At 62.3% G+C, this 24,067-nt stretch carries 21 protein-coding genes and 1 tRNA gene; 4 read left to right on the forward strand and 18 right to left on the reverse strand.

Features of this window, described 5'->3' with window-relative positions; translation table 11 throughout:
• Positions 1 to 335: 335 nt before the first annotated feature.
• The 4 genes from JQ567_RS31300 to JQ567_RS31315 form a co-directional block, all read right to left on the reverse strand.
• Positions 336 to 1,304, reverse strand: coding sequence for a tripartite tricarboxylate transporter substrate binding protein (locus JQ567_RS31300; RefSeq protein ID WP_212442399.1), 969 nt, complete (start codon positions 1,302 to 1,304; stop codon positions 336 to 338).
• A 90-nt stretch (positions 1,305 to 1,394) separates the two neighbouring features.
• Positions 1,395 to 1,922, reverse strand: coding sequence for an isochorismatase family protein (locus tag JQ567_RS31305; RefSeq protein ID WP_212442400.1), 528 nt, complete (start codon positions 1,920 to 1,922; stop codon positions 1,395 to 1,397).
• A gap of 166 nt (positions 1,923 to 2,088) precedes the next feature.
• Positions 2,089 to 2,868, reverse strand: a complete 780-nt coding sequence (hisN, locus tag JQ567_RS31310) for a histidinol-phosphatase (protein ID WP_212442401.1) — start codon at positions 2,866 to 2,868, stop codon at positions 2,089 to 2,091.
• 604 nt (positions 2,869 to 3,472) lie between these two features.
• Positions 3,473 to 4,360 carry an N-formylglutamate amidohydrolase gene (locus tag JQ567_RS31315; protein ID WP_212442402.1) on the reverse strand — a complete coding sequence of 296 codons (888 nt, stop codon included), beginning with the start codon at positions 4,358 to 4,360 and terminating at the stop codon, positions 3,473 to 3,475.
• 329 nt (positions 4,361 to 4,689) lie between these two features.
• On the opposite strand from JQ567_RS31315, the gene cpdR reads away from it, so the two are divergent.
• Together cpdR and JQ567_RS31325 are read left to right on the forward strand one after the other, a co-directional pair.
• The gene (gene cpdR, locus JQ567_RS31320) at positions 4,690 to 5,049 is read left to right on the forward strand and encodes a cell cycle two-component system response regulator CpdR (protein ID WP_079542506.1); all 360 of its coding nucleotides are present in this window, start codon (positions 4,690 to 4,692) and stop codon (positions 5,047 to 5,049) included.
• Between the two features lie 128 nt (positions 5,050 to 5,177).
• Positions 5,178 to 5,252 (forward strand) — tRNA-Val (locus tag JQ567_RS31325).
• Positions 5,253 to 5,377: 125 nt separating this feature from the next.
• Here JQ567_RS31325 and JQ567_RS31330 read toward each other — a convergent pair.
• The 11 genes from JQ567_RS31330 to JQ567_RS31380 all read right to left on the reverse strand — a co-directional run bounded on the left by JQ567_RS31330 (position 5,378) and on the right by JQ567_RS31380 (position 17,424).
• The gene (locus tag JQ567_RS31330) at positions 5,378 to 5,683 is read right to left on the reverse strand and encodes an AzlD family protein (protein WP_212442403.1); all 306 of its coding nucleotides are present in this window, start codon (positions 5,681 to 5,683) and stop codon (positions 5,378 to 5,380) included.
• Complete coding sequence (locus tag JQ567_RS31335; RefSeq protein WP_212442404.1) at positions 5,676 to 6,392, reverse strand: AzlC family ABC transporter permease; 717 nt, start codon at positions 6,390 to 6,392, stop codon at positions 5,676 to 5,678. The genes JQ567_RS31330 and JQ567_RS31335 overlap by 8 nt, the downstream gene beginning before the upstream one ends.
• 96 nt (positions 6,393 to 6,488) lie before the next feature.
• Entirely contained in the window at positions 6,489 to 8,651 is a 2,163-nt protein-coding gene (gene mdoH / locus JQ567_RS31340; RefSeq protein WP_212442405.1) for a glucans biosynthesis glucosyltransferase MdoH, read from the reverse strand.
• Positions 8,639 to 10,147, reverse strand: a complete 1,509-nt coding sequence (locus JQ567_RS31345) for a glucan biosynthesis protein G (RefSeq protein WP_212442406.1) — start codon at positions 10,145 to 10,147, stop codon at positions 8,639 to 8,641. The genes mdoH and JQ567_RS31345 overlap by 13 nt, the downstream gene beginning before the upstream one ends.
• A 133-nt stretch (positions 10,148 to 10,280) precedes the next feature.
• Positions 10,281 to 10,751, reverse strand: a complete 471-nt coding sequence (locus JQ567_RS31350; RefSeq protein ID WP_409363645.1) for a hypothetical protein — start codon at positions 10,749 to 10,751, stop codon at positions 10,281 to 10,283.
• A 150-nt stretch (positions 10,752 to 10,901) separates the two neighbouring features.
• Positions 10,902 to 11,831 (reverse strand): glutathione S-transferase family protein, encoded by a 930-nt coding sequence (locus JQ567_RS31355; protein ID WP_212442407.1) that lies wholly within the window; start codon positions 11,829 to 11,831, stop codon positions 10,902 to 10,904.
• The gene (locus JQ567_RS31360) at positions 11,828 to 13,537 is read right to left on the reverse strand and encodes an FAD-dependent oxidoreductase (protein WP_212442408.1); all 1,710 of its coding nucleotides are present in this window, start codon (positions 13,535 to 13,537) and stop codon (positions 11,828 to 11,830) included. Before JQ567_RS31360 ends, JQ567_RS31355 begins: the two co-directional genes overlap by 4 nt.
• A gap of 277 nt (positions 13,538 to 13,814) precedes the next feature.
• Positions 13,815 to 14,570, reverse strand: coding sequence for a GntR family transcriptional regulator (locus JQ567_RS31365; RefSeq protein ID WP_212442409.1), 756 nt, complete (start codon positions 14,568 to 14,570; stop codon positions 13,815 to 13,817).
• Complete coding sequence (locus tag JQ567_RS31370) at positions 14,560 to 15,561, reverse strand: Gfo/Idh/MocA family protein (RefSeq protein WP_212442410.1); 1,002 nt, start codon at positions 15,559 to 15,561, stop codon at positions 14,560 to 14,562. Before JQ567_RS31370 ends, JQ567_RS31365 begins: the two co-directional genes overlap by 11 nt.
• Complete coding sequence (locus tag JQ567_RS31375) at positions 15,558 to 16,451, reverse strand: NAD(P)-dependent oxidoreductase (RefSeq protein WP_212442411.1); 894 nt, start codon at positions 16,449 to 16,451, stop codon at positions 15,558 to 15,560. Before JQ567_RS31375 ends, JQ567_RS31370 begins: the two co-directional genes overlap by 4 nt.
• Positions 16,452 to 16,461: 10 nt before the next feature.
• A complete protein-coding gene (locus JQ567_RS31380; RefSeq protein WP_212442412.1) occupies positions 16,462 to 17,424 on the reverse strand; it encodes a tripartite tricarboxylate transporter substrate binding protein in 963 nt (320 codons plus the stop codon).
• A gap of 180 nt (positions 17,425 to 17,604) precedes the next feature.
• Here JQ567_RS31380 and JQ567_RS31385 point away from each other — a divergent pair, with 180 nt between their 5' ends.
• Both JQ567_RS31385 and JQ567_RS31390 read left to right on the forward strand, forming a co-directional pair.
• Complete coding sequence (locus JQ567_RS31385) at positions 17,605 to 18,000, forward strand: carboxymuconolactone decarboxylase family protein (RefSeq protein ID WP_212442413.1); 396 nt, start codon at positions 17,605 to 17,607, stop codon at positions 17,998 to 18,000.
• A gap of 12 nt (positions 18,001 to 18,012) precedes the next feature.
• Positions 18,013 to 18,903, forward strand: a complete 891-nt coding sequence (locus JQ567_RS31390) for an amidohydrolase (protein WP_212442414.1) — start codon at positions 18,013 to 18,015, stop codon at positions 18,901 to 18,903.
• Between the two features lie 53 nt (positions 18,904 to 18,956).
• On the opposite strand, the gene JQ567_RS31395 is transcribed toward JQ567_RS31390, so the two are convergent.
• The 3 genes from JQ567_RS31395 to JQ567_RS31405 all read right to left on the reverse strand — a co-directional run bounded on the left by JQ567_RS31395 (position 18,957) and on the right by JQ567_RS31405 (position 23,870).
• A complete protein-coding gene (locus tag JQ567_RS31395) occupies positions 18,957 to 21,872 on the reverse strand; it encodes an FG-GAP-like repeat-containing protein (protein WP_212442415.1) in 2,916 nt (971 codons plus the stop codon).
• A gap of 364 nt (positions 21,873 to 22,236) precedes the next feature.
• A complete protein-coding gene (locus tag JQ567_RS31400) occupies positions 22,237 to 22,584 on the reverse strand; it encodes a hypothetical protein (protein ID WP_212442416.1) in 348 nt (115 codons plus the stop codon).
• Positions 22,584 to 23,870 (reverse strand): sulfite oxidase, encoded by a 1,287-nt coding sequence (locus JQ567_RS31405; protein WP_212442417.1) that lies wholly within the window; start codon positions 23,868 to 23,870, stop codon positions 22,584 to 22,586. The genes JQ567_RS31400 and JQ567_RS31405 overlap by 1 nt, the downstream gene beginning before the upstream one ends.
• Between the last annotated feature and the right edge of the window lie 197 nt (positions 23,871 to 24,067).

Below are 24,067 nucleotides of genomic sequence, written 5' to 3' on the forward strand. Positions count from 1 at the left end.
TTTCTTCGCGATCACCCTCATAGGCACCGGAATGCTCCTCAATGCACAGGCAGAAGCAGTGACAGCCTCGCGATGCGAGGATCGAGCCGCAAATTGCGTTGGCAGATGTGCCAACCCCACCGGTGGGGGCGGTGATTGGCGAGGGCATCAGAACAAATGCATGCGCTACTGCGAGCAGCGGGTGAGCAGCTGTCTGATCCGCGCGCGATACTAGCCGCTACGCCCTGTGTTGGCGGAGGCACCACGAGGATTTCGTTGCGGCGTCATTTTTGGCCCTCCCGCGCGGAAGCAAAAGGGGCCGCAAGGCGTGAGCACAGCGCCGTTCCTGGAGAGAATTACTTCGCGGTCTCGAGGCCCGCGTCCTTGATCACCTTCGACCACTTCTTGATTTCGCTGTCGATGAAGCTGCGGAAATGCTCCGGGGTGTCGCCGGCCACGGTGAGGCCCTGATCGGCGAGTTTTACCTTGACGCTGGGATCGGCCATCGCCTCATTGGCGATGCGGTTCAGCTCAGTGATGATTTTCTCGGGTGTGCCTCCCGGCGCGATCATGCCGTACCAGTTTTCGATCAACAGATCGGGCATGCCGACTTCCGCCGTCGTCGGCACGTCGGGCGCGGTCGGCGCGCGCGTGGGTGCGCCGAGCGCAATCGGCCGCAAGGAGCCCGCCTTGATATGCGGCAGGATCACCGGCAGGTCGAGGAACGTCATCTGTACCTGCTGGCCGAGCAGGTCGTTGATGGCAGGCGCCGCGCCGCGATACGGCACATGCACGATGTCGAGTTTTGCGGTCAGCTTGAACAGTTCGCCGGCCAGATGCGGCAGGCCGCCGACGCCGGCAGAGGCAAAATTGAGCTTGCCTGGCTGCGCCTTGGCGAGGGCGATCAGTTCGGCCATGTTGTTGGCGGGAACGTTGCTGGCCACGACCAGCATTTCCGGCACGGTCACAACAAGCGTGACCGGTGCGAGGTCCTTCCGCACGTCGTAGGGAACCCGTTCCAGCGAGGGGTTGATGACGAGCGAACTCGCGCTGGTGATGGCGATGGTGTAGCCGTCGGGCGCGGCTTTCGCGACCGCGTCGGTGCCCAGCACCCCGGCCTGTCCGCTGCGATTTTCGATCACGATCGGCTGCTTGACCAGTTCCGACATGCGCTGGCCGACCACGCGGGCGATGATGTCGTTCGGCCCGCCGGGTGGGAACGGCACGATCAGTTTGATTGGTTTGGTCGGAAAATCCTGTGCCGTGCCCGCGGCCGGCCATAGCAGCAGCGACAATCCGGCCGCCAGCGCCCCCCAAATCCTCATGCAAGCCTCCCTGCGCAGATGTCTAATGCGTCTGTCGCGTTGCGTGCTTATAGCAGATTTTTTGTCCGGCGGGTTACGTTATGGCTGCGGTCAAGGCACGAGTTCGTCGGTGGCCGCGAGCCGGACGGGTTTTTGGGAAATGAGATTGCACCAGACCCAATGATGATGCCGCATGATGCTGACCGCATCGAGGTGGGGGCGGTCGCTCAAGGTGTGGGCATCGGTCACCACGACGACGTTGTGCTGGTTCGAGACGGCGGATCGGACGGTGGCATCGACGCACAGATCGGTGGCCCAGCCGGTCACCAGCACGCGGTCCGGCGCGATCCTGCCGAGGCGGGCCTGCAGCTCGGCGCCGGCGAAGGGGTCGTTCATGCTCTTCTGAACGACGACATCGGCGGGATCCCTGATAAGTTCGGGAAGCAGCGCCCAGCCCGGCGATTGCGGTTCGAAATCGTCGCCGGTGTCGCCGCAGTGCTGAATGAAGATGACCATGCCGGACTGCGCGCGCACGCTGGCGGCGAGCCGGTTGATGCGGTCGATGACGCCGGGCAGATCGTGCTTGGGATCACCGTTCCGCAGCCCGACCTGCATGTCCACGATCAGCAGTGCGTCCATGCGGTGCCTTCCGTGGCCTGAAGCATGACCTCCGGGCAAACCGTTTTTCCCGAGGAAACAGCCTGCCCCGCACTTGATGCGGGCCTGCCCCGCACTGCGGGGTGGAACCGGTTTTCCCGGGGTCAACACCAAGTGTTTGCCCGAAGATCGTCTTTAAAAGAATGCGCTAGCTGTTGAGTAGTTTCATCGCCGCTTCATGCACGCGGGGGTCGCCGGCGGCGATGATGCGGCCGCCGCTTTGGGCGGGCTTGCCGTCCCAGGTGGTGACGATGCCGCCGGCGCCGGTGATGATCGGGATCAGGGCGGCGATGTCATAGGGTTTCAGTTCGGTCTCGACCACGAGGTCGAGATGACCGGCCGCCAGCATGCAATAGGAATAACAATCGCCGCCATACCGCGTCAGCTTCACCGCCTCTTCGACCCGGCCGAAGGCGGCCCGGTCGGCGGCGTTCATCAACAGCGGGCTTGTCGTGTAGGAGGTCGCGTCCTTCAGCGAGGCGCAGCGCCGCACGGACAGCTTCCGTTCGCCGGAGGGGCCGGAATAATGCGCCGAGCCGCTGTCGCCGGAAAAACGCTCGCCGATATAGGGCTGGTGCATCATCCCGAACACTGGCGTGCCCCGGTGCATCAGCGCGATCAGCGTGCCCCAGATCGGAAATCCCGCGATGAAGGATTTGGTGCCGTCGATCGGATCGAGCACCCAGACATATTCGGCGTTTTCCTGCTCGTTGCCGAATTCCTCGCCGACGATGCCGTGCTGGGGAAAGTTGCCCTTGATCAGCCGGCGCATGACAGCCTCGGCGGCGCGGTCGGCCTCGGTGACGGGATCGAAATCCTTGGCGCTCTTGTTGTCGATCGAAAGCGAGGTCCGAAAGAACGGCAGAATGGTTTCGCCGGAGGCGGTTGCAAGGCGGCCGATAAAGGCTGTGAAATCGATGACCGTCACGGCAGTTCCTTGAAAGGGCGGAGGGGTGTTCAAGCGCTCGCGTTCTTGCCTAGCTCAATCCTGCGATGGGCGCACGATTAACGGAATGTTATTCCCATCTCATCCGACTCAGGTCCCCTTTGGGGTTTCGAATCGGCTTCGTTTAGGCATGCATTTTTGGTGACACGGCTATTCACAACATCGAGATTTGTGAATTGTGGCCGCTCCGTAACACCGGGTTCCCACGGATTTTTCTCCGTAAGATATTGAATATACAAATAAAAATAGTATTTAACTGACCTGTTGCATAACGGCCAGCCTCGCCGGGATTACGCTGGGAAAGTTTCGAAAGGACTTGCGTTTTGTGCAGCGCGGCCGCATATTGTTGCGGTGCGGTAGGGCCTCGCCCTATCGCTGCCCTCCTTGGGCGTTTCCTCCCTAGACTTGGGCCGCTTGTTCATTCAAGCGGCCCTTTTTTCTTGTCCCCGTCATTCCCCGATGCGCAATTGCGCATCTGTGGGTGCGACGAAGTCGCGAGCCCGGAATCCATTGGGCGACAAGTTACGTAGATGAATGGATTCCGGGCTCGCGCTGTGCGCCCCCCGGAATGACGATGAGAAACGAACTACTCCGCCGCGGCCTGGAACGGCCCGAGGTCGCCGAGCGGCACGGTGGCCAGCGCGTCGGCCAGAACAGAGAAATCGGCCGCCACCTGCGCAAATCGCGGTGAGCGCTCGCGGCGGCGTTCATCCATATAGATCGCGCGGTTGAGTTCGAGCTGCACGGTGTGCAATCCGCTCGCCGGGTTGCCGTAATGCTCGGTGATGAATCCGCCGGCATAGGGCTTGTTGCGGCCGATCGAATAGCCGAGCCCGCTCATGACGTCCTCGACGACGTCGGGCAGCAGCGCGGCGCAGCTGGTGCCGTAGCGGTCGCCGATCACGATATCGGGCCGCCGCGGCTCGTCGCGCGATACGCCGATCGACGGCATCGAGTGGCAATCCACCAGGATCACGGTGCCGAACGCCTGGTGCGCCTTGTTGATCAGCCGCCGCAATGCGCGGTGGTAGGGCTTGTAGAGCGCCTCGATCCGGCCCAGCGCCTCATCGACATTGAGCCGCTCGCGGTAAATCTCCTGCCCGTCGCCGACCACGCGCGGGATGGTGCCGAGTCCGCCGGCGACCCGCATCGAGCGGGTATTGGCAAAGCTCGGCAGCCGGCCGGTGAACATGCGCGGATCGAGCTCATAGGGCTCGCGGTTCACGTCGACATAGGAGCGCGGAAAATTGACCCGCACCGTCGGAAAGCCGCGATCGCTCAAATCGGCGATCAGCTCGTCCATGAACGAATCCTCGGAGCGGCGCAATGCAGCCAGATCGATCCGGGAGGCGTTGAGGAATTCCAGCGGATAGACCGAGCCGGAGTGCGGGGAATTGAAGATGATCGGCGCCCGCCAGCTGGCCGGCTCCACGATCTCGAACGGAGGCGACAGTTCGCCATCAAACTGGGTCATCGTCGGGCGCCGTCCCTTGGATCCGTGCTTCCCAAGCAGTCGATCAAGACAATCGATAGAGCAACCGATTCTGCCGGAAAACCAGAGATTTTATGAGAACGCATTGTCGGTAATCACAATCATTCTGCCAAGTGAAAAAAGCCGCAATGGTGCTGGAACACATCTCAAATGCGGAAAACGCCTGCCTTGATTGATCTCTGGCGCGTTCCGGTACAGAAATAGCGCCGCTCGCCGTGACCTGCACACTGCTGCCTTTCACCCGATCTTTACCGTCTGTCGGGCTTAGTGTGCGGACTGACCCTCCAAGCCGGATTCGACGACAGACCGCCATGCACAAAATCCTCCTCGCCGAAGACGACAACGACATGCGCCGCTTCCTGGTCAAGGCGCTGGAAAACGCCGGATTTCAGGTCTCGCCCCATGATAACGGCCTGTCGGCCTATCAGCGGCTGCGCGAGGAGCCGTTCGAGATGCTGCTGACCGATATCGTGATGCCCGAAATGGACGGCATCGAACTGGCGCGGCGCGCCTCGGAACTCGACCCTGATATCAAGATCATGTTCATCACCGGCTTTGCGGCCGTTGCGCTGAATTCCGATTCGGAAGCCCCGAAAAACGCCAAGGTGCTGTCCAAACCGGTCCATCTTCGCGAATTGGTCAGCGAAGTGAACAAGATGCTGGCGGCCTGATTCGGACTATTTAGCTCGAAATCACACCGGAAATTACCCAGAAGCGTCCTTGCGGGGGCGCTTTGGAGCCGATATACGGACCGCACCCAATACGATCAAAGCTGGAGCGGGATGGTCATCCCAATCTAGGGCGCGTAGCTCAGCGGGAGAGCACTACCTTGACATGGTAGGGGTCACAGGTTCGATCCCTGTCGCGCCCACCACGCTTCGCCCTGACGGGCTACGCGTGGCGCAGCCACGCGGAGACCTTCAGGTCGAAGCGTGTCCGGCGAAGCTTGAGCGTAGCGAAAGCGAAGACGGACTGTGTCTCCGTCAATTGCCACATCCCTCACATCCCCAAATTCTTCACCACCGCCGCCACTGCCGCGCCGACCAGCATGGCGCTGAGCGCGCTGCGGGTGACGGCGGCCACGATTGCAGCCGCCGCGACGGCCATCCAGATCCGCGGGGCAGCGGCCAGCGTTGTCGGAACGACGATCGAAATCAGCACCGATACCGCCATGTATTTGAGGAAGGCCTCGATGCGCGGCGTGATTTTTACGTAAGACATGATCCAGACGCCGCCGACCCGCGTCGCCATCGTGACCAATGTCAGCAGCAGGACGGCGGCAACCGCCGCAACCGTGTCAACCATGGCGCCAGGTTCCGACGATCCCGCCGGCCAGGGCGCCCGCGATGATGTGCCAGCCCGGCGGCAGAACATAGGTCCCGATCACGGCGACCGCCGCGGCCGCAAGCCACGGATACAGGTCTTTGGCCCCCCTCCATTGGCCGACGACGACGGCCGCGAAATACGTCACCATGACCGCATCGAAGCCGAAGCGCGTCAGATCGCCGAGAAATGAACCCGCAAGCGCGCCGACCGCGGTCGTGGCGATCCAGATCAGCCACATCGCGATGCCGCTGCCGAACAGAATGCCGGCGTCGAGTTCTCCCCGCTCGCGCGCGGTCATGGCATACGCAAAATTGGCGTCGCTGAGCCAGAGCAGCGCCCCCAGCCGTCGCATGACCGGGATCTGCAGCAGCCACGGCGCGAGCGCCGCGCCGAGGAGAATGTGCCGGGCGTTGACGGCGAGTACCGTCAGCGCGAGGGTCGCCAGCGGCAACGGCGCGTACCAGAGATCCAGCAGCGCGAATTGCGAGGCGCCCGCATAGATCGCGATACTCATCAGGATGCTGATTTCCGGCGCGATGCCCTTCGCGGAAGCGGCGACGCCAAACGCGATCCCGAACGGGATGATGAACACGGCGATCGGTGCGATTTCAACGCAGCCACGCCACACGCCTTTCGCGGTGAAGCACGGAATTTGTGCCCGGTCGGTTACCGTCGTTTGCTCCGTCATGCGGCTATTTGAAAGCGAAGCGCTGGTTTGGTCAATCGGGTGGGCGCCTGTTGCGGTCCATGCATCCGCCAGCCAATCCAGCCAGAGCCGTAGGGTTCAATCCCTGCGCTGCTCATTGGTCGTCTGTCGCAAATCCAGCAGGGCGCCAAGAACGGCCGGCGAATGCAGGGCGGCAAATGTCTCGCGTGGGCTGAGGAACGCGGCCGCCTCGTCGAAGGTTTCGGCATCCTCGATCTTGGCGCGCGCGATCGCGAGATGCGGATCGACCTCGCCGCGATTCCGCGGCCTCGGGCCGGACAGATTGTCGAGATGCGCCTCGCGCAGGTCGGGGTCACGGCGGAGTTCGAGAAGCGGGCAGGAAACCGCCCGGTGCGAGGCGCTGGCCAGTTCGTTGGCCCGCCGCAAGACCTGCGGTGGCGAGGTCTCCTCCGGTGTCCTGAACAGGCTGGAAGCAGCGCCTGCGCTGGCCGAGGAAGACAGCGTGGCAAGCGGAATGGCAAGCAGGAGGCCGAGAATGACCGGCATCATCCATAGCAGCAGCGGCAACGACACCGCGTAGGCGCTGATGGCCATCGCGACGCCAAAGAATGTCGGAACCGAATATTTGCGAAGCGTATCTTTACGCGACACCGCGCCGTCGTCGCGGCGTTGAACCTGCCATCCGGCATCGCGCCCCAACAGGATCTCTCCGACCGCGGACGACTGGAAGATCATCATCACCGGCGCCGTCAGGCCTGAAAGGAATGTCTCGGCGACAATCCCCGCAAGGACCCGAAAGCCTCCGCCGAACTTTCTTCGCTCGTCACGATGGGTGAGCATGACGATATAGGCGAGCAGTTTGGGCAGAATCAGCATGCCCATCGTGGCGACGAATACCCAGGCCGCCAGGATCGGGTCCTGCGCGGGCCATGTCGGAAACAGCGAAAACCCCTTCGGAAAATATTCGGGCCTGACAAACTGCGCCTGCAACGAGACCAGGATTCCGAGTCCCAGAAAGATGAACCAGAGCGGCGCCGTCAGGTAGGATCCGATCCCGGTCAGGAGATGGAGCCGCGAGACCCAGTGCAGGCCGCGCGACGGCAGCACCGCCAGATGTTGCAGATTGCCCTGACACCATCGCCTGTCGCGGGCGGCAAAATCCAGCAGCGATGGCGGGCATTCCTCGTAACTGCCGCCGAGCGTGGGCGCCATATGGATGGCCCAACCGCCACGCCGCATGAACGCAGCTTCGATGAAATCATGGCTGAGAATGTGCCCGCCGAACGGCTTGCGGCCCCTCAGTTCCGGAAGGGCGGCGTAGCGGGCAAACGCGCTGACGCGGATGATGGCGTTATGCCCCCAGTAATTGCCTTCGGATCCATGCCACCAGGCAATTCCGGCGGCGATCAGCGGGCCGTACAGCCGCCCGGCAAACTGCTGCCACCGCGCGAACAACGTTCTGGCGTTGACCACGATTGGCAGCGTCTGGATCAGCGCGACGTGTCGGTGTTGCTCCATCGCAGCGACCAGCCGCACGATGGTGTCCCCCGTCATCAGGCTGTCGGCATCCAGAATAAGCATGCATTCATAGTCGGAGCCAAACCGCCTGACCCAATCTTCGATATTGCCGGATTTGCGCGCGGTGTTTTCCGGACGGTGACGATAGAAAATCCTGGCTGCCGGCCCGGCCTCATGCCGGAGTTGAAGAAAGCACTTTTCCTCGGCGATCCAGATCGCGGGATCGGTCGTGTCACTCAGAACGAACCAGTCGAACTGGCAAGCGTATCCGGTTTCCTCAACCGATTCGCAGATGGCGCGCAGCCGGGCCAGAACGCGATAGGGATCCTCATTGTAGGTGGGCAGCAACATCGCGGTTCGGCTTTCGATCGCCGGCAGGGCCGCGCTGGAATCGATGCCGAGTTCGTCCTTGCGTCGAAACAGCAGCACGAAGAAACCGGCAATCGCCGACGTGAAGGAAAAGGCAATCCATGCAAACAACAGGACGAACAGCACGAGGATCATCCACTCCAGGATCGTCACGCCTCCGACCTGGAGCACCTGGTACATTTCGTAGCAGCCGGCCAGGGTCAGCAAGACGGTGCCGGCAAGGATGCATGCGCGCCTGGGCCATGCCGTCGTGAAATCCGCGGCTTGGGCTTGCGGTTGTAATCGCTGCTGCGGCCGAAGCGCCATATCCATTGGCGCCTCCCGGGGCAGGAATTGATTGAAGGGACGATCGCTGCGCTGAAGCGATCCGTGGACCTTCCCTAAGGTGTCCATCGATATACCCAAACTTCCGATACCGCCTCGTTCTCCTGCATCAGCGACGCGCGAATTTCGACGGGATTCTTCTCCTTCAGGAGTTCGAAACTCAAACGCCAGCCGCCGGAGGCCGGATTCGGCTGGGTGACGATGTTCTGGATCTTGGCCTTCTCCGCGGTGACAACGCCCCGCAGGGTCTTTGGGTCGACGGACTTCAACCTGTCGCCGATCAGGTCCAGCACGAACAGCGTCGCGTTATCGCCTCTTGCGCCGATGCCGGTTCGGGAAAACCGCGCCAGCGGGGTCGGCTTCGGAATGTCCGGGCCCCAATTCAGCCGATAGGTGTAGGTGTGTTCGCCCTTGGCCTGCAAAGCTGCCTTGGGTTGCCAAAAGCTCGCAATATTGTCGTGCACTTCTTCCTTGGTCGGAATTTCGATCAGCTTGACCGAACCTTCGCCCCAGTCTCCGATCGGCTCCGCCCACAGACTTGGCCGCCGCTCGAAACCGGATTCGAGGTCCTGGTAGGCGAGAAAATCCCGCTGGCGCTGCATCAACCCGAAGCCATGCGGGTTGAGGTCGGCGAAGGCGCTGATCTGAAGATCCGTGGGATTATGAAGCGGCCGCCAAAGCTCCTCGCCACGGCCGTTGGCCACGAACAGCCCGTCGGAATCATGGACGGATGGCCTGAAGTCGTCGACGTCCTTGCGGTCGTTCGGTCCGAAAAAGAACATGCTTGTCATCGGCATCAGGCCGGCACGCTCCAGATCCACTCGGGGATAGATCGCCATTTCCACGTCGAAGACGGTGGCATCGCCGGGCCGGATGGTGAAGCGATAGGCCGCCGCCGCGCTTTCACTGTCGAGCAAGGCGTGCACGACAATGGATTTGGCGTTGGCTGCCGGCTTCTCGATCCAGAATGCCTTGAACGACGGGAACTCTTCGCCCTTGGCTTCGCCGGTGTTGATCGCAAGCCCGCGCGCCGAAAGCCCGTACAATTGGCCCTTGGCGACGGCCCGGAAGTAGCTCGCGCCGAGAAAAACACAAACCTCGTCATAATAGTCTGATTTGTTGATCGGCGCATGAAGCCGAAAGCCGGCAAAGCCGAGATCGACACCTGCGCCGGGTGGCGCCAGCTTGCCGAATGAAAAAAGGTCGGGTTGATAGGCGATCTTCGCCGCCTGGCCGTCCTTCACCTCATAGATATCGACTCGGTTGGCGTAGAAAAATCCGCGATGAAAGAACTGCGCTTCGAAAGGCAGCTTTTCGCCGCGCCAGAGCGCGCGTTCCGGCAAGAACCGAATTGCCCGGTAGCGATCGTAATCCAGATCCTTCAGATTATCCGGCAGTTTATTGTCGGGCGCCTTGAACGCTTTGCCGGCCAGATCGCGCGCCATTTGCCGCACAAGGGATCGGTCAAACGGCACCGGCTGCGCGCGCGCGGAGGTCAGGAGTCCTGGCGCCGCGATCGATACGAGCGGCAAGGCGGAAGCTGCGAGGAAGTATCTGCGGTTCACAAAATCACTCGTGGTTGCTGGCGACCATGTGCAACGCAGTGCAGCATCAGGGGTTCCTGCCCCAGGAACTCTATTGCCATTTTTTCCCGATTAGCCCGGAATTTAAGCATCTGCAGCGGGGCGCTTGCGAATGCTAGTTGGCCAATGTGTGGCTTATTCGGGTGACCACGCGATCCCATTGCCGTTTTTCCGCGGCGGGATAATTGATCAGGACGCAATTCATATAGCCGGCCGAACGGTTACAGCGGTTGTACCAAATCCGGTCGTTGCGGATGCTGGACACCACGAAGAAGTTCGGCGTCACCCTTTTGTAGATGATGCCGGGCGGCGGATTCTTCTTCGCCAGAAACGCCGCGGGCGAGTCGTTCTCGGGATTTGCAACCGATTGGACGGTCAAATCAGCGCGGCGATCGTCGGTGTAGAAACGCCGCCCGGTTCCACCATCCGGCAGTTCGGCGTCCCTGCTGAAAATCGTCACCGGAATTTCGACGTTGGTTCCGGTGCTGGGGATTACATACCTCTGCCACTCGGCGCTGGCCGCCAGGACGGTCGCCGGGAGGAGAACGGGAACAAGAGCCGTGAACAGGCGGAACGTGCGCACCAGGAGATCTCCGGTTCGATCGAAACACAATCGAGCCGATCAGCATTCGTTCCATAACGAGAGACGGCACCTTCGATTGGCAGTGTCGATCCGGGCATGGCTCGAAACTCGGGCTTAACCAAACCTCCGCCCGCGATCTGCCCGGTCCGCAAATCAGGCGGGCGACACGACATACCCAAGCCGCGGAAAGTGAACGACGACCTCGCCGAGGTCAGGATCGCGCCTGCGGATCGCGATGTGATGAACCGATAGCGAGACGATCTCGCCCTCGATCGGCGTCTTGACCGGCTCATCGGCCGAAACCTTCACGACGTCGCCGATCCTACGGCCTTCGAAATCGCGCGTCGCCTCCGGCGCACGGGCCTCGGGTGAGGCTTTCGCCGCAACGGTGAGCGCGTCCTGTCCCGAGAGTTCGGTGCGGGTGCCGTGGCCGAGGATGCGGACCCGGTCCTCCCAGTCGCGCAGCCGCGGAAATTCGGCCAGCAGTTCGTCGGCGAGTTCAGGCAGGTTCGAGCGAACGTACCAGATGTTCATGTAGCAGCCGGCATCGGCGAGGCTGAATTCGCCGAGCAGGAACTTCCCGCCGTGCGCGAGCTGCGCCTCGATCAGCGCCGCGTGGCTGCGAAACTGGTCGCGATGATGCGGCAATGCCGCCGCCATCGCCTTCACGTCGAACGGCGCTCCGCGCAATTTGGTCCGGTCGTCGATGAAATCCTGCGGGACCTTGTCGCCGAGCGAGCCGAACACCAGGAACACGGCGCTGCCGAAGAAGATTCGATCGGTCCACAGGCCGGTCATGTCAGGCACGCCGCCATTGCCGCCCGGAAACAGCGTCGGCTCGGGAAAGCGCCGCTCTATCTCGCGCTGGATGATCCGGGTGTCGCAGAAAATATCGGCGCCGATCTGCATGACCGGCGTGCGGCGATAGCCGCCGGTGAGCGGTACCAGATGCGGCTTCGGCATGATGCGCGGGATCAGCACCGACTGCCAGGCGATCTGCTTGAAGCCGAAGATCACGCGGATCTTCTCGGAAAAGGGCGAGGCCTCGAAATGATGCAAAATCGGCAACTGAGAATCCGTCATGCCGCTTGCCCCGCGATGTGCCGTCCTGCGATGTACCCGAACGTCAGCGCCGGGCCGAGCGTGATGCCGGCGCCGGGATAATTGCCGCCCATGATGCTCGCCATGTCGTTGCCGACGGCATAGAGGCCTGCGATCGGTCGCCCCTGCGCATCGAGCGCTTGCGCATTGGCGTCGGTCCGGATGCCGGCATAGGTGCCGAGATCGCCGATCACCATCTTGATCGCATAGAACGGCCCGTCCTTGATCGGCGCGATGCAGGGGTTGGGGCCGTGCAGCGCATCGCCCTGGTAGCGGTTGTAGGCGCGCGAACCCTTGCCGAATGCCGGGTCCTGTCCGTCGGCGGCGTTCTTGTTGAACTGCGCGACCGTCGCCTCAAGGCCTTTGGCGTCGATGCCCGCCTGCGCAGCGAGTTCGGCCAGGGTCGCGCCGCGCTTGAGATAGCCGGTGCGCAAGTGATGGCCGAGCGGCATCGGAAACGGCGGCACGCAGCCGAGGCCATATTTGCGCAAGGCGCGATGATCGCACAACAGGAACGCCGCGATCTCCTCGCCGGGTTTTGCCACTTTCATCATGTCCTGCACGAAGTCGTGGTAGGAATTGCCCTCATTGGCAAAGCGCACGCCCTCGCGCGTCACCGCGATCACGCCGGGTTTGGCGCGGTCGATGAAATGCGGCATCACGCCCTTGCTGCCGTCCTTGCGCGTGGTGATCGAGACCGGCACCCAGGCCGCAGCATTGGGCAGTGTATCCTCGGCGTGTCCGCCGGCGGATTCCGCCAGCCGCAAGCCGTCGCCGGTGTTGCCGATCGGGCCGGGCGAATAATGCTCGTTGCCGGTAGGGGCGTGCGGGAACATCGCCTTGCGCCTCGCCACATCATGCGGAAAGCCGCCGCAGGCCAGGATGACGCCGCGCTTTGTATTAATGCGAATCTTGCGCCCATCGCGCTCGACGATCGCGCCACGCACCGCGCCGTTGTCGCTGATCAGTTCGCGCACCGGTGACGACAGCCATAACGGGATCTTCAGGTCGAACGCCGATTTGGCGAGACGTCCGGCCAGCGCATTGCCGTTGGTGAGGTTCATGCCGCGGCCGTGGCGGATCACGTCGACGAGATGCTTCGACAGCCGTTTGGCGACGAACAGCGCCGAGGTCAGCGACTTGGTCGCGCGCATGAAATGGACGATCTCCTTGCCGGAGCCCAGCATCATGCCGAACACGGTGAGTTCGGGCAGGGGCGCGCCGATGTCCTTGAGGTGCTCGCCGAGTTCACTTCCGTCGAACGGCCGCGTCACCATCGAGCGGCCGCCCTGCGCGCCGCCGGGGGCCTCGGCGTGATAATCCGGAAAGGTCAGCGGCATGTCGAAACGCACCGCGGTCTTGCTGGTGAAGAAATCCACCGCTTCGGGACCGGCGGTCAGAAACGCTTCGACGCGCGCGGCATCGAAGGAATTGCCTGCTTCATGCCGCAGATAGGTTCGCGCCTGCTCGGGGCTTTCGACGATGCCCCAGTTGCGCGCCAGCGAGGTGCCGGGAATCCACAGCCAGCCGCCGGAACGCGCGGTGGTGCCGCCAAAGCGCGGCTCCTTTTCGACGACCAGCACCTTGAGCCCCTGATGCCCCGCGGTGACCGCCGCCGACAGGCCGGCACAGCCCGAGCCGACCACCAGCACGTCGCATTGATACGTTTCTTGTTCGTTGCCCGCCACGCGATCCACCCTTCTTGTTGTTCTGTTGCGAACATTGGAGGGGGATCGATTTGTCTGTCAATGCACGCTTCTTCTTCCCCTCTCCCCTTGTGGGAGCCGAGACGAGCGAAGCTCGCTCTTGGGGTGGCGCCTCACGAAGTGAGGCGACGGGTGAGGGGTTGTCTCCGCGGATGCAGACTTCTCCATGGATAGAGACCCCTCATCCGCCTTCGCTTCGCGAAGGCACCTTCTCCCACAAGGGGAGAAGGAAGAGGGGGCGCGGCCCCACCAATCTCCGCTACACCTTCGGCCGCAGCGAGCGCTGCATGTCCATGGTGTAGGTGTACCGTCCCTCCGGATGCGTGGTGACGGTGACCTCGAACAGTTCCTCGCGCAGGCCGTAGTAACGGCGCACCATCGTCAGCGCGGGTGAACCGGGCTTGACCCCGAGCGCCTTTGCCAGTTTCGCCGGCATGCCGCGCGCGAACACTTCCAGTTGCGCGTATTCGATGGTTTCGCCGAACATCTTGGCGATCTGTTCATGCACGGGGCTGCGGCCATGATCGCGCCGTTTCACCACGCCGGCGAATTTCCGCAGCACATAGATTTCCACCCAGCCCAGCGGATCCGCAAATTCATCGGAGCGCCGGATCGCCTCGATCAGGAACCAGTGCTTGCCGGGTTCGCATTTGAGCAGGGCGGCGAGGTTGCGGTCGGCGACAACATCGCTGGAGCTCACCACCTGGCGATAGGTCTCGTTGGAATATCGCAGCCATTCATTGAGTGATTTGACGCTGTGCGTGAACAATACCGGTGGCTCGGTCGCGATCACCACCGAGCCGAGCCCGGCCCGCCGCACAATCAGGCCCTGCTCGGTAATGATCCGCAGCGCCTCGCGCACGGTCTGGCGGCTGGCGCAAAAGCGCGCCATCAATTCGGTCTCGGTCGGCAGTAGCTCGCCGACCGGCGTCGAACCAAGCCGGATTTCCTTCTGCAGCTCGGCGGCGATGTCGCGGTAGCGCGCCGATTTGCGTGGTTCTTTTTTAGCGGCCATGTTGACCGGCATTTTCTTGAAGGTTTTGACATTGCACGGGAAGGCCGGATTTCATCGATTGCAGCGCCGCCTCGAACGCCGACAAGGTCGCCAGCACCTCGGCTTCCCGCACCGGGAATGAACCCTTGTTCTCGATCACGCTGGCAAAGGCGTCGAGCTCGGCGCGCAGCACGTCGGTAGCTGGATAGGTGAGCCGTTGCGGCGCAGCGCCGCTCTTTCGCAGGATCATGGTCGTTTCATCCAGCACCTCGGCGGAGCCGTCCGTTCCGAACAGGTGTATGCGCCAGTAGAACGGCGTTGCCCGCACGGTGGCAAGGGTGCCGGTGACGCCATTGACAAAATCCAGCGCCACGACCGCCGTATCGAGCGGCGGCGGGCCGGTCTCGCGCTGACGCAGCCGGGCATAGACCCGTTCCACCGGCCCCATCATGCTGACGAAGGCGTCGAGCACATGCAGGCCTGCGCCGGTGAAGCCGCCGCCGGGCGATTCGTCCGGCGATAGCCGCCATCCGCTGGTGATTTTCTGCGAGTTTTCGTTGCTGTTGTGGCCCTCGACGTGAAGGATGGTCCCGAGCTGGCCGCTCGCCAGCGTCTCGTGCAGGGCGCGGATCGATGGCCAGAACCGCCGGTTGTGGCCGACGGCCAGCATGACCCCGGCCTCGCGGCAGGCACCGAACATCCGCGCGGCGTCGGCACGCGTCAGCGCCAGCGGCTTCTCGCAAAAAAGCTGCTTTCGCGCACGCGCGCAGGCGATCACCTGCGCCGGATGCAGCGAATGCGGCGTCGCCAGCAGGACCGCGCCGATCGTCTCATCGGCCAGGACCGCATCGAGATCGGCGGTCAATTCGAGATCGTGCTGGCTGCAAAATTCCTGCGCCGCCTTGATGTCAGGCTCGACGGCGCGGACGATCTTCAGCCGCGGATGGCCGCTGGCGGCTTCGACCAGATTGCGGCCCCAGCGGCCGAGACCGGCAATGGCGGCACGGATCATCGCAACACCCCAGCTAGGGCCGATGGTCGCCGGATCGCCTCGATCACCGCGGCGCTGTCGCGCTTCGGGCCCTCGAGCGTGATCGCCGCGCGCAAAAGTTCGGCCTGGGTGGTGGTGAGGGGCAGATGCATGCCGCATCGCCCGGCTTCCTCGATGATCAATTCGGCATCCTTCAATGTCTGCGCGATATGTGACTGCGGCCGATAGTCCCGCGTCAACATCTTCTCGCCCTTGGAGTCCATCACACGGGAACAGGCGGCCGATTGCCGCGCCGCCGCCAGGAAGGCGTATCCGTCCAGCCCCATGCGCTCGGCGAATGCGATTCCCTCGGCCAGGGCGGCGCGGTTATTCTGCAGGATCAGGTTGATCGCGAGCTTGGCCCGGCTGGCGTCACCGATCGCACCAACGCGGAGGCTGCGCGGGCAGAGTATATTCAAGAGTCCGCGGGCCTGGTCGATGACGCCGTCGTCGCCGGCCAGCAGCGCCGTGGCGGTGCCATCAAGCACCTCGGTGCTGGTGCCGGATATCGGCGCCTCCACCAGCGGCAGGCCGGTGCCTGATGCGCGCGCGGCAATCCGGATGATTTCGCGGGGTCCGCAGGTCGTGGCGCAGATCACGACCGGCCGCGCGGCGCCGGCGCCATCGTTGATTTCATCGAGCAATGCCTCGACCTGTTCGCCGCAATAGACGGCGACGATGATTGTTCGGCAACGCCCGGCGAGTTCGCGCACCGAATTTGCGACCATGCCGCCACTGGCCTTGAACATTTTGCATCGCACCGGATCGATATCGAACCCGATCAGCGGGATCTTCGCGTCGATCAGCCGCGCCGAGAGCGCGATGCCCATCAGGCCGAGGCCGATGATCCCGGCCGGCGCGTCCCTTGTCATCATCCCGCGCCTATTTGGCTTCGATGCCGGCGGCCTTGGCATCGGCCGTCCATCGCGTGATTTCGCCAGCGATGAATTCGCCAAATTCGGCCGGCGGCATCGGGGCAACGACCATGCCGAGACTCGCAAGCCTTTCGCGCACCGCCGGCGTCGACAGGATTTTCCGGGTTGCGGTGTAGAGCCGGTTGACGACCGGCTCCGGCGTCTTCGCGGGCGCCAGCAGTCCGTACCAGATCGTCGCCTCGAAGCCCGGCATGGCATCGGCGAGCGGAGGCAGGTCCGGCGTCAGTTGGTTCCGCTTCGGCGACGTCACGCCGATGCCGCGCAGCGTGCCGCCCTGCATTTGCGGGATCGCGACCGAGAAATCCGCAAAGGCCAGATCGATCACGCCCGAGATCACGTCGGTGACCGCCAGCGGCACGCCGCGATACGACGCCGAGAGGATCGTCATGCCGCCCCGGCTCTGCAGCTGCGCGTTCGATATCTGCGAGGCGCCGGAGCCATAGCCGGCGGTCAGGCTCGGACGGCTCTTGGCGTATTCCATGAACTCTTTGAGATCCTTGGCCGGGAAGTCCGGTTTCACCAGCAGCACCATCGCTGTCGTGATGGTGCGGATGACAGGTACAAAATCTTTTGCCGGATCGTAGGGCAGGCTTTTGAACATCGCGACGTTGCTGGCCTGGGTGGTGTTGGTTCCCATCAGCAGGGTGTAACCGTCAGGCGCGCTGCGCGCGACTTCCTGCGCGCCGAGACTGCCGAGCGCGCCGCTGCGGTTCTCGATCACGACCGTCTGCCCAAGATCCTCCTGCAGGCGCTGGCCGATCAGGCGCGCGACCTGGTCGGGTCCGGCGCCGGCGGGAAACGGCACGATGATCTTGATCTGCCGCGTTGGATATTCGTCGGCGGCGTTGGCCTGCGGTCCCGACAGTCCGAGCAGGACCAGACCGGCGAGAATGCGAAATCGCAGCTTCATCCTGTTTCCTCCAGCCATCATCGGCGAAATCTCTTTACGGATTTCTGTTCTGGATTTATACGGACAAATAGATATGATGCAAGATACGGTGGCCGAAAATGGCTATTTTTACGGATCTAGCCGTCCGTAAAATGACCGTATAAATCAGGTCAGGTTGCCAACGCCGCGTGGGAGTTCGAATTGGACACCAGTGAACTGTACGCCCGAGGCCTGCGCCGGCGCAAAAAGCTGTTCGGCGAGGCCGATGTCGCCGAGCGCATGTCTGCAGCAGGCGAATTCGGCGCGCCGCTGCAGAACATCATCAATGCCTATGTCTATGGCGACGTCTGGGAACGGCCGGCGCTCTCCGACGATATTCGCAGCCTGGTGATGCTGGGCATGATGGCGGCCAGCGGCAAGCCGGCCGAATTCCGCGTCCATGCCAAGGGCGCGCTGGCGAACGGCTGCACCAAGGAGCAGGTGCAGGATGTGCTGTTGCTGGTCGCGATGTATTGCGGCGTGCCGGCCGCGATCGAGCCTGTGCGGATCGCCGCCGAAATCTTCGGCGAAGCCGCCGACCCCACAGCGAAGCCGTAAGCGAACCCCTCCATGAAATCGATTCCGACCGTCGACGCGCACCATCATGTCTGGCGTCTGAATGATCTGCCCTGGCTGTCCGGGCCGCCTGTGCCGCGCATTTTCGGACCTTACAAGCCGATCTGCCGCGACTACTCGATCTACGAATACCGCAGCGACATCATGGACTGCGAGATCGTCAAATCGATCTATATCCAGACCAACTGGCCCGCGGGGCGGAGCTACGACGAGGCGCGGTGGGTTCAGTCGATTGCGGATACGACGGGCTGGCCGCACGCCAATGTCGCCCATGCCGACCTGGCCGATCCCGACGCCGGCACTCTGCTCAAGCGTCTGGTGGCGCTGCCGGCGACACGGGGCATCCGCCAGCAATTACATTGGCATGAGAACGCGCAATACCGCTTCGCGCCGCGCGCGGACGTGATGAACGATGCGGACTGGCGCCGTGGTCTCGCGATGCTGGCCGATCACGGTCTGCTGTTCGAACTGCAGATCTTCGCTTCCCAGATGGCGGACGGCGCGAAGCTGGCGCGGTCGTTCCCGGACATCGTGTTCGTGCTCGAACATGCCGGCATGCTGGAAGACATGTCGGCTTCGGGTTGGCAGCTTTGGCGCGACGGCATGGCGGCGTTGGCGCAATGCCCGAACGTCAACGTCAAGCTCTCCGGGCTCGGCACCTTCGTTCACGCCTGCCGCGCCGAATTGATCGGTCCGATCGTCAAGGAAACGGTCGAGATGTTCGGCGCGGACCGTTGTTTCTACGGCAGCAATTTTCCGATCGAAAAGCTCTGGACCGATTACGGCACGCTGTACCGCACGTTCCGGAGCGCCATCGCGCATCTGTCAGATGCCGAACAGGCCGCTATCCTGCATGACACCGCGAGCCGGCTGTACCGGATCTGACTGGCGGCCGCCCGCGCCGGCCGCCGTCGCCGTACGGCGAAGCGCGATCCCCCTTAGAGCAGCAAGAAGTCGGCCTGCGTCACTGTTGTGGCGTTGCCGATGCCAACCAACCGGATCGTTTGGCCTGGGTCGCTGTCGATCGTGACGAGTGTATCGGCCCCGACGTCGGCAATGGTGACTCTGGTGGCAAAATCGATGGGCGCTATCCCGAATGCCGAAATGTCGAGGAAGTCCTGCCCGCCTTTCGGGTTGGCGTCGAAGGCATTGATGTTGTCGTTGCCGAAGCCCGGTGCAAATACGAAGGTGTCGCTGGCGCCGCCGCCATCCATCGTATCATTGCCGTTGCCGCCATTGATCACGTTCGCCGCGCCGGTGCCGGTGATCTTGTCGTTCCCCTGGCTGCCGATCACATTTTCGATGCCGCTCAAGGAATCAGTGCCTATTTGGGCGCTCGTTGCGGTGCTGCCGGTGACGGTAGCATCAGCCGTGGTGCCGGACAGGTCAAGGGTATCCAGTCCGTTGCCGCCGAAGTAACTGTCATTGCCGTCGCCAATGGTCGCGACAAAGCGATCGTTTCCGTTGCCTCCCCTGATCGTATTGCTCAGGGCATTGCCCGTCCCGACAAAGTCGCCGGCTCCGGTAAAGGTCAGGTTCTCGAGGTTGGCCACGCTGCCCAGCGAGAACGAATTGAGCGTCGTCTCGATTGTATCCGTGCCTTGGTTCACTGCTTCGGTCACCGTGTCGCCAAGACTGTCGACGACGTAGGTGTCGTTTTCAGTGCCGCCGGCCATGGCGTCATTGCCTGTACCGCCATTAAGCCTGTCGTTGCCGGCCCCGCCATTGAGCACATCGTTGCCAGCCAGGCCGTTGAGCGTATCGTTGCCGCCCAGCCCGTTAATGACATCCTCCTCGCCCGATCCCGTCCGGGTGTCTGCTTTGCTGGTACCATTGAGGGTAACGCCGGGCACGTTCTGCACCGTGACCGATATCGCCTGCGTGTCGACGCCGCCGTTATCGTCCGAGACCTCCACGATCACGTCATAGACATTGTTGGTACCGTCGTCGGCTGGTGCCTCGAAGTCAGGCGCCGTGACGAAGGCGAGCGCGCCGGTCGTCGGGTTGATCATGAACTTGGTGTCGTCTGCGCCGCCAACAATTGAATAGCTCAAAGTCTGATCGGCATCCGGATCGGTTGCGACAACCGTCGTCACCGAGGTGGTATTTTCGGATATCGAGATTGTTGCAGAGCTTGCATCCGGCGCCGCTGCGTTATCCTGATAGCCCTGCAGGACCTCGGCTTGCGACAACGCGCGGTGACGGATTGCCACACCGTCAAGCTGGCCATCGAAGTAAAAAGCTTCCTCGGCTCGGCCGATTGTCAGCGGCGCGGCGACATCCGGGATGGCTAATGCCGCGTCGGCCGAGACGACCGGTTGCCCGTCGACATAAAACTGGTAGGACGATCCAGACTTGGTGAGAGCGAACGCGTACCACTGTCCGGGTGTGGGCTCAAATGGGGCGGCAATAAAGAAGTGCTCTCCGCTGGTTGTGTTGACGTGGAAGCCGATGCCCTCGGAAAACACTTCGAAGAACCATTTATTCTGTGATCCGCCACCTTCATCTTGCCCTATCGGGACACCCCCTTGGCCGTCTCCCTGGCCACCATCAGGGACGGAATTGAAATTGGCCCAGAACTCGATGGTGAACTCGCTTCCCAAATTCCATTCGGGTGAATCGGGCACACTGACATAATCGGACGATCCATTGAATTGCAGGGCGTTACCTGTCACTCCCGGCACGTGAGTGGCGCCAAAAATTGTCCCGTCGTGCTCGCCCTGCTGGTCGTGTGCGATCGAACCGCCCGTTTCATCGAAGGGGTAAAAGACGGCCAACTCGCCGTCGTTGGAGGTGATAACTGGATTGTTGTTGGGCATCTCCGTCGTGTTCAGCAGAACCGAAACAGTGTCGCTGCCAAATCCATTGGCTGTGGCGAGATCTGGTTTAGCGTTGCCATCAAGGTCTCCTATAACGAGCCAGGTAGCAGAACCGCCCACCGAATAGCTCACCGGTCCTTGGAACGTGCCGTCACCATTGCCGAGCAAAACTGCAACTTCGCTGTCACTATTACTTGCCGCAAGATCGGGCGTACTATCCCCGTTCAAATCACCAATGACGACCGCGGTGGGGCCATTACCGGCCGCGTAAGTTACCTGTGGCTGGAAGGTGCCATCGCCATTTCCCAAAAGTACCGACACGGTCGTATCGCCGACGTTAGCAATAGCAAAGTCCAGTTTTCCGTCCCCGTTGAGGTCTCCGAGGGCGCCTTCAAATGGAGCATTGCCGGTCGCGTAGGTGGTTTGTGCTTGGAAGCTTCCGTCCCCATTCCCCAAGAGGACCGAGAGGGTGTTGCTATTCATATTACCGACAACCAGATCGGGATTGCCGTCGGCATTAAGATCACCAACCTTGATGGCGTAAGGGTCCAGCCCCGTTGGGAACGTCGTCCGTGGTTGGAAGTCGCCATCACCGGTGCCCAAAAATACGGAAACCGTGTTGCTTGAGAAATCGTCTACTAAGAGGTCTGAGTTTCCGTCTTCGTTGACATCGGCAATAGCAACGCCATGCGGGCGGCTGCCGGTCGTATATGACATCTCATTTGCGAAGGTGCCGTCTCCGATACCCAAGAGGACCGATACCGTGTCGTTTCCTTCATTGGTAGCGACAAGGTCCGGTTTTCCGTCTCCATTCAGGTCACCGATCTGAACCGAAACAACCCCATCACCTCCCGTCGCGTACGCGGTTGGCGTTTGAAAGGTCCCGTCGCCGTTGCCGAGCAAGACCGAAACCGTGCTGCTGAAGTAGTTGGTTACTGCAATGTCAAGCACGCCGTCACCATCGAGATCCCCAATGGCAGCTCCGTGAGGGCCAGGCCCAGCGAGGTAGTCTGTTCGATTGAAGCTGAGTGCCATATCCATTTCCTCCAGCAAATAGTGGAGCGAATGCAGTGCGCAGCGCACGCAAAACGCGAGTGCATGGTTTGCATCAGAAACAGCTGAAGTTTTGAAATCCCTGCCGATTGCACTAACGCTGCCACTCGGAAGCAACGGAGAGTTCGGTACATCACCGTTTTATGGACAGCAGATGGCAAGGAGTGCTTGCCTGCGGCGCGCAAGCTACGCGCATGCTCCTGTTCTCCAAATGCGCAGCGGAGGTACCTCGGATGATCCGGAGCCGCGGGCGCAGGCAACCGGTCTCAGTTCCGATGTTGGGAACCCGCTCAATTGTCGTTTCAAAAGCAACCAGCGTCGCCACCGCTGTGCGAGCCACGTCACCTCATTTGGCAAACGGGTTCTGCCAGCCGCCGCGTGCGGCGGGCGTTCGCGGCGGATAGGCAGCTTCGAGATAGCCCAGCACCACGGCGCGATCCTTCTCACCCAGCGGCGGCATGTTGTGACGCTTGATCATGAGGTTGATCGAATCGTCCCACTGCGCGCGCGTCATGCCCTGCTGGGCCACGAGTTTGAAACCATGGCAGGCGGTGCAGGCGTAGAAGGTCTCGTCGCGGCCGGTCCCGGCGGTAAACTCCTCCGGGGTTTCGTCACGCGGCGTGAAGGCGGTCTGGGCGATCGCCGGCGCCATCCAGAGCAGTGCGGCGACAGCCATTCCCAAAGGTCGCAGCATCAGCCCACCAGCACCGCGATCCGGTGCATGGCGTTGCCGCCATAGCCTTGCGGATTCCAGAAGCCGGCCTGGTGCGGCTGCATCGCTCCCTTGGAATCGGTTGCACGCGTCCAGATTTCGAAATAGCCGTCGGAAGCCAGCTTCACGCTCGCGGTCCAGCGCTGCCAGTCATATTTGTTCTTCGGCTTTTCCAGTTTCGCCCGCTGCCAGCTCGCACCGAAATCGGTCGAGACGTCGATCTGCTTCACCGTGAGATCGCCGGCCCATGACGCACCGCGCAGTTTCAGCTCCTTCGTCCCGGCCGCGAACTTGGCGCCGTTCGCCGGGCTGGTGATAACAGAGCGAACCGGCATCGACTCCAGGATCCGGAAATTCGACGGATCACCCTTGTCGCCCGGGATCATCGGCTTGATCGGGGTGCGATAGGAAAATTCGGTCATTCCCGGCCCGTCATGTTCCTTGTCGCGGATGGTGATCTTGGTCAGCCATTTCTGCGACGCCGAGCCGGGCCAGCCCGGCACGATCAAGCGCACCGGCCCGCCATGGATGTTCGGCAGTGGCTGGCCGTTCATGGCCCACACGATCAGCGTGTTGGGATCCATCGCCTTTTCGATCCGCACGCCGCGCGAGATCGTCGGCTTGCTGGCGTCGCCTGACAGATGCAGGTCGGCCGCATAGTGCGCGGTGTATTTGGCGCTTGGCTTCAGCCCCGCGCTCTTGAGCACATCGGCAAGCGTCACGCCGGTCCATTCGGCGCAGCCGACCCCGCCATTGCTCCACTGGTTGCCGCGCGCCGGCGGCGAGAATGCCCCGCGGCCGTTGCCGCCGCACTCCAGCACGATGCGCCGCGTCACCGCCTTGTATTTCGATTTCAACTCGCCGAGCGTGATCTCGATCTTGTTATTGACCTCGCCGTCGATGGTGATTTTCCAGGCGTCGGGATCCTTCGTCTCTTCGGGCAGCTGCCCGTTGTTGCGGATGAAGAATTTCTCGATCGGCGTGGTGTCGTCGTCGAGCAGGCTTTCCGGCGTCTCCGCCACCAGCGGCTTGTCGCCGAGCAGGACGAGCTTTTCATTCTTGCCGGGGAATTTCAGATATTGCGGCCCCTTCGGCGCGGCGGCCGCGGGCGCCGTGCCTTGTGCATAGGCGGCGGGAATGTCGGCGCCGCTGCCGGAAATGCCGAGGGTGACTCCGAAGGCAGCAAGACCCGTCGTTCCCAGGAATCTGCGCCGGTCGATCTGCATGCTGTTCTCGCTACTGGCGGCCTTCCGCTCCGTATGCGTCATAACGTTTCTCCCCCGGTCTCTGTTTCGTGCGGGTTCAGCCGGAATCTCACTGACGTCTTCCAGGCCCCGCTTGAGACGAGTATTTGCGCTTTGCCGCCGTGCCGCAAGGCCGCGAATATCGCTCGGTATGCGTCCATCCAATGTCTGCTACCCGGTCGGTTTCCACGCTCGACCCTTGCGCAGCCGGCACATCGGCG

Origin of the sequence: Bradyrhizobium sp. AUGA SZCCT0431 (assembly GCF_018131065.1) — a bacterium.
Classification (GTDB): Bacteria; Pseudomonadota; Alphaproteobacteria; order Rhizobiales; family Xanthobacteraceae; genus Bradyrhizobium.